The organism is Thermus caldifontis, from assembly GCF_003336745.1.
Lineage (GTDB): Bacteria > Deinococcota > Deinococci > Deinococcales > Thermaceae > Thermus > Thermus caldifontis.
The window spans coordinates 237-4,881 of record NZ_KZ851840.1 but is presented as its reverse complement, the minus strand read 5'-3'; the positions used below and the strand labels follow the sequence as shown (position 1 = coordinate 4,881).

Genomic DNA, 4,645 nt, shown 5'->3' with positions numbered 1-4,645 from the left:
AGGCTTTTGGGGGTTCACATGCAAGAAAGGAGCATGGTGTACAAAGTTAGGGGCGCAAATCATTGGCTAACTTTGACCGCATAGAGTTTATTAGCGAATATAAAAAGCGTGCGGATGAACTAGTAAATGAGTTCCTGTGGGGGCCTGTTCGTCAAGTGGCATGGCTTAATAGGAACTCCGACTATTTTGCGCCGGATAGTAAGGTCGCATCGCAAGTAGAAGACATTCTCGTACGTATGCGAAAAGCGGAACTGCCCTTGCCCGCAACCTTCTGGGGGGTGATAAACCCCGATACACAAAAAGAGCCGTCCCTCTCTGTGGCCGTCTCTCTATTGCGCAGTGCCGGTGTGGAGGTGTTACCAGAGGATGCAGTTATAGGGGAGAAAAACTGGGCTAGGCGAAACCAAGTGTTGACGACACACGCAATCCGGTTATGGGAGGTGGCACGGTGCAACTAATAGATGGGGTCCGGTTCGGGGCTGGCTTCACCGTGGGAGCCGTTTTGGTCTGGGTTGGCCTGGCCCTCATCCTGGCCATAGTAGGAGCCCTGTTGGGCGTTCAGAAGGAGTGAGGGGTGGAGGAGAAGACCTTTTGGCAGGCCTACAAACAGGGTCTAGGGGTGGGGTTAGGGCTCCTGACCATTTACCTCGTGGCTCTCATCCTGATCGGGGCATTCGTAGTACGTCCCGCACTTGAAAATTTGAGCGCCCCTGGCCAGAGTGCACCTAAAGGAGGTGGCGCGTGTTCAACCTCTTGGGTTTGAAGCAAGAGGATTTGGCTAATCTCCCCCAGCGCGTTCAGGAGGCCCTAACGGGCTTGCGGGACGACTTGGCCTGCTTGAAGGACCAGTTGGGAGCGATCCAGCGCACCTTGGAGTACGAGTTCGGCAGGCCCCGGCGGGACCTGCAAGGCCACGACCCAGCTCGGATGCCCCTGGTGGCCCAAGTGCAAGTGGAAGCAGAAACCCGGCGCATAGACGTTACAGGCTTGCTGGGTAAGCCTGCGACCCGGGGTCACATTGTGAATATTGGGGACGCGAAGGCGCTATTGTGGTGGACCTTCGGGCCCCAACGGGTAGGCCCATACGTCCTCCTGCCCGCGGCGGCGGTGGAACTGTCCTTCGCGTTGGAGGTCCTGGAAGTGTCGGACGCTGGGGAAGGTCCTGCAGTGGTGCAACTCTTGTTGCAATGAGAGCTAGGGCTAAGACCTACAAGCGTGGAAGCACCTTTGCCCCTGAAGTGCGCCTAACTGCGGGGCCACGGGCCATGGGCGACACTGGGGATGGAAGCTACACCACCCTATACGGCTACGCGTGGGCAGCTGTGCTGGACAGGGCAGAGCGCCGCTTCCGGCTCTTCCAGGCCCAGGTGCCTATGGAAGGACCATGGGCGCTGAATGACCCTAGGGGTCCCGAGGTGGCCGTGTGGGTTGAAGTGGAGGTGGATCCCCTACCCCATGCGGTGGAGGAGATACGGCACATGGGGGTGGCCTTCGACCAGGCCGCGCGGCATGTGGTGGTATATGAGCGCCAAGGGGAGGTATGGATCCGCCAATGGGACCCGGTAAGCCAGGCCTTCGTAATGCGGGGCCCCTTTCCTGGATGCGACCCCGTGGTGCTGAACGACGCGGTGGTGGGCTATTACCCACCGGACTCGGATGTCATCGTCTGGCACTTAACACCTGACCGGAAAACGGTGGTCCAACGGGTTCAAAGGGAACTTTATGCCAGCCCCCACGACATACAAACCTTCGCAGAGCCCGTAGTGCTAGACCAGGCCGTAGCCCTGCCGTATCAGATTGAGCTTTTGGGAAGTTTGGGCAACACATTGGACGCCACGGGCTTTGTCCTGCGCCCTGAGCTGTACCCTGTGCATCTACAGGATGCATTGGGCTCTACAACTTTGAGCCCACCTGCTGAAGGGCACTACATTCCGATTGTCCTTGTTTCTGACCTGGGCGTGGACACCTTGGGGCAAGCGGTGCTGAACGCACCCACGCAAGGGGCATATATCCCCATAGTAATCGTGCTTGAAGTGGGCGACACCTTGGGTGGGGCAACACTCGCTGCCCCCAGTACTGCGGCCTATGTGCCCGTGGTGATCGTTGTGGACACCACGACATCTCCGGGCTACTCGAGTCCGGACAGTTTGGGTAGCGCTACGTTGACAGCCCCAAGTGGCGGTACGTATGCCCTGGTGGTAATCGTAGTGGACACCACCACTTTTGCTGGCTATACAAGCCCAGACCTTTTGGGTACGGCATCGTTAGCGGCCCCGAACACGGGGGCCTATGAGCTTGCGTGAGGAGATTGCCATGGCCAAGATTTGGACGCCAGAGAACGCCGGCAAGATTATCCCTGTGATAAAGGTGCGGCCCCTGCTTCCCCCACCGCCAAGTGTTGGTGCTCGCCTTCAGCCCCAACACATGCATTGGCAACTTGGGCGGTACAAGGAGGATTTAACTTTTGGCCCCGGCGGGCGTGGAAGGCGCAAGCGTTGGGTGGTGGACCAGGAGGCCGAGCAGCACAACCTTGTCCTAAATCAAACCTACGACACCCTCATGGCCCAGTACGGGTTTTTGCTTGGCCTTTGGGCAGCGGTCGGAACGGGTTCCACGCTACCAGACCCCGCCCAAACATCCCTGGCGGCGGAGGTAGCTAGAACAAATATTAACGAGTCTGCTGGTACCAACACCTGGTCTATTTCCCGCGTGGCCGATGGGGTAGCCGATATCACGGTTGTAAGAGAGTTCACGGAAGCCCAGGTTGGCAATAAAAACCTTGCGGAATGGGGGTTTGCTCCGGCACAAAACCCATCAAGCAACCTCATGTGTCGCGAACTTTTCCGGGATGGTTTGGGAAACCCTGTGGTAATTACTCCTGCCTCTGACCAACGCCTGCGGCTCATATACCGCTGGCGTGTAAGTGTTGGCCCAGTTATCCCGCAACCAGTGTCCATTAACATTGACGGTATTGGGGTACGAACGGGCGAATTGTTCTTGCGCAAGTATGCCCCAATTAATGCTTTCCCATGGAATGTATTTGGCAGCGAATTCGGCGACATAGCACTTTTACATGGGCTAATGATGGGGGGAGACATTTACCGGGGGCACGTTCTGCATAGCGCAGATGTACCCCCCAACTACAATAATAGTTCGTCGTATACTTCTGGTGGTTTCTATAAAGGCATCTCATACAATAGCTATATCCAAGGTAGCCGTACCAGGACGACGCAACCAGTTACCTGGTTATCAAGCGAGGCTAATGCGACCATCCGGCTCATAGGGCTCGGCTACGATGGGTATCCCATGGGCGTAAAACTAGACCCTGGACAGGAGTTCACGAAGACTAACTTGTACAAGTTGACTATCGGTGAGTGGACTGTAACATGGGGGCCGTGATGGTACCAGGAAACTGGGGAAACCGCACTTTTTCTCTTCCTCCAACCCATGGGGTGCCCGCACTACCCGCGGGGATTTTTCCCCTGGCCAGGCAGGACGGGCGCCACGTGGCCGGCGCTGAGGCCAAAGGAGGGGTGGCCACCTACTGGGACCTGCACGCCTTCGTGTGGTACTACGCTGGGGGGATGTTGACCCTTAACCGCGGCATGAAGCGCATCAGGAGAACAATCAGGGGGGTGGAGGACGTTGCGCGCCGGAGGGGCTAGGTGGGGGGTTTTGGCGCTGGGGGGGCTGGTTGCATACCTCCTACTGCGGCCCCGCCCAGCGTTTGTCTCTCCTACCCCTGCCCCTACCGGGTGCCAGTACCAGCCCGGGAGCGGACTAGCCAAGGACTACCAAGCGCTGATATACCGCATCCATGAGCGCATCCGGGAAGTGCGGCCCAACCTGGGCGTGTGCATCCCCGCTTCGGGTACCCCATGCACCCTGGTGCTGGCATCAGCCCTGGCCACTTCCACCAACTACGGCATTCCCCCGGATATCGCCACCGCCCTAGCCTGGCAGGAGAGCCGCTTCAACCTCTACCTTGAGACCGATCGCATTCGTGCGGCCCTGGCCAAGGGGCGGTGCACCGCCTCACCTCAGACCGAGCTGGGCCCCTTGCAGGTAAAACCGGTAGCCTTTTGTCAGGTAGGCAAGGACCCCGGGCAGATGCTGAGCATGTCCATGTATGCGCGGATTTGGTACGCGGTAGCGGCTGGACTGGAGTATCTGGCGTGGCTGAAGGGCCAGATGGCTGGGGCGTCGTGGAAGGAGATTCTTCAAGCATATAACGTAGGACTGGCGGGATTCCGCCAAGGAAGGCGCAATGAGCCCTATGCCTGCGCCATCATTAGCCAAGCCAATCGCTACTCTGAGCTAAAGGTATGAGGGTGCCCTGGGGCATTATAGCCATGTTGGCGACATTGGGTGTCGCCTTTGCCCTGACGGGCCTATGGTGGTGGCTTATCTTCCTGGGCGGCCTGGTCGTCTGGCTTGGAATGGTGGAGCTGCTGGCGGTGCGCCGTACAGGCCTCACCATCTCGGGTCAATTTCTTGCCTGGGCCAGGCGGAACCCCTGGTGGGCAGGGTTTATGGCCGCCCTGCTGGGTGGGGCAGTAGGTTATTTGATCTACCACCTGGCAACGGGCTATTAGGTGTCATGTAGGTGTCAAAAACCGATCCCCGGGGTTAGATGAACCCCGGG

6 protein-coding genes are annotated in these 4,645 nt (G+C 58.4%); all 6 read left to right on the top strand.

Going from position 1 to position 4,645, the window contains the following annotated elements:
* The first annotated feature begins 448 nt into the window (after nucleotides 1-448).
* The 6 genes from DK874_RS11960 to DK874_RS01795 all read left to right on the top strand — a co-directional run bounded on the left by DK874_RS11960 (nucleotide 449) and on the right by DK874_RS01795 (nucleotide 4,595).
* Nucleotides 449-571, top strand: coding sequence for a hypothetical protein (locus DK874_RS11960; protein WP_275887327.1), 123 nt, complete (start codon nucleotides 449-451; stop codon nucleotides 569-571).
* A 203-nt stretch (nucleotides 572-774) separates the two neighbouring features.
* Nucleotides 775-1,191 (top strand): hypothetical protein, encoded by a 417-nt coding sequence (locus tag DK874_RS01820; protein WP_240307582.1) that lies wholly within the window; start codon nucleotides 775-777, stop codon nucleotides 1,189-1,191.
* Nucleotides 1,192-1,238: 47 nt separating this feature from the next.
* Nucleotides 1,239-2,303: a hypothetical protein gene (locus DK874_RS01815; RefSeq protein ID WP_240307581.1), complete on the top strand. Its 1,065-nt coding sequence runs from the start codon at nucleotides 1,239-1,241 to the stop codon at nucleotides 2,301-2,303.
* A 10-nt stretch (nucleotides 2,304-2,313) separates the two neighbouring features.
* The gene (locus DK874_RS01810) at nucleotides 2,314-3,399 is read left to right on the top strand and encodes a hypothetical protein (protein ID WP_205387543.1); all 1,086 of its coding nucleotides are present in this window, start codon (nucleotides 2,314-2,316) and stop codon (nucleotides 3,397-3,399) included.
* Between the two features lie 489 nt (nucleotides 3,400-3,888).
* On the top strand, nucleotides 3,889-4,329 hold the full coding sequence (locus tag DK874_RS11705; protein ID WP_205387542.1) for a transglycosylase SLT domain-containing protein: 441 nt from the start codon (nucleotides 3,889-3,891) through the stop codon (nucleotides 4,327-4,329).
* On the top strand, nucleotides 4,326-4,595 hold the full coding sequence (locus tag DK874_RS01795; protein ID WP_114312268.1) for a hypothetical protein: 270 nt from the start codon (nucleotides 4,326-4,328) through the stop codon (nucleotides 4,593-4,595). The genes DK874_RS11705 and DK874_RS01795 overlap by 4 nt, the downstream gene beginning before the upstream one ends.
* The last annotated feature ends 50 nt before the right edge of the window (nucleotides 4,596-4,645 follow it).

Coding starts and splice junctions, on each gene's coding strand:
- DK874_RS01795 (WP_114312268.1), top strand. CDS start 4,326: ATGAGGGTGCCCTGGGGCATTATAGCCATGTTGGCGACATTGGGTGTC.
- DK874_RS01810 (WP_205387543.1), top strand. CDS start 2,314: ATGGCCAAGATTTGGACGCCAGAGAACGCCGGCAAGATTATCCCTGTG.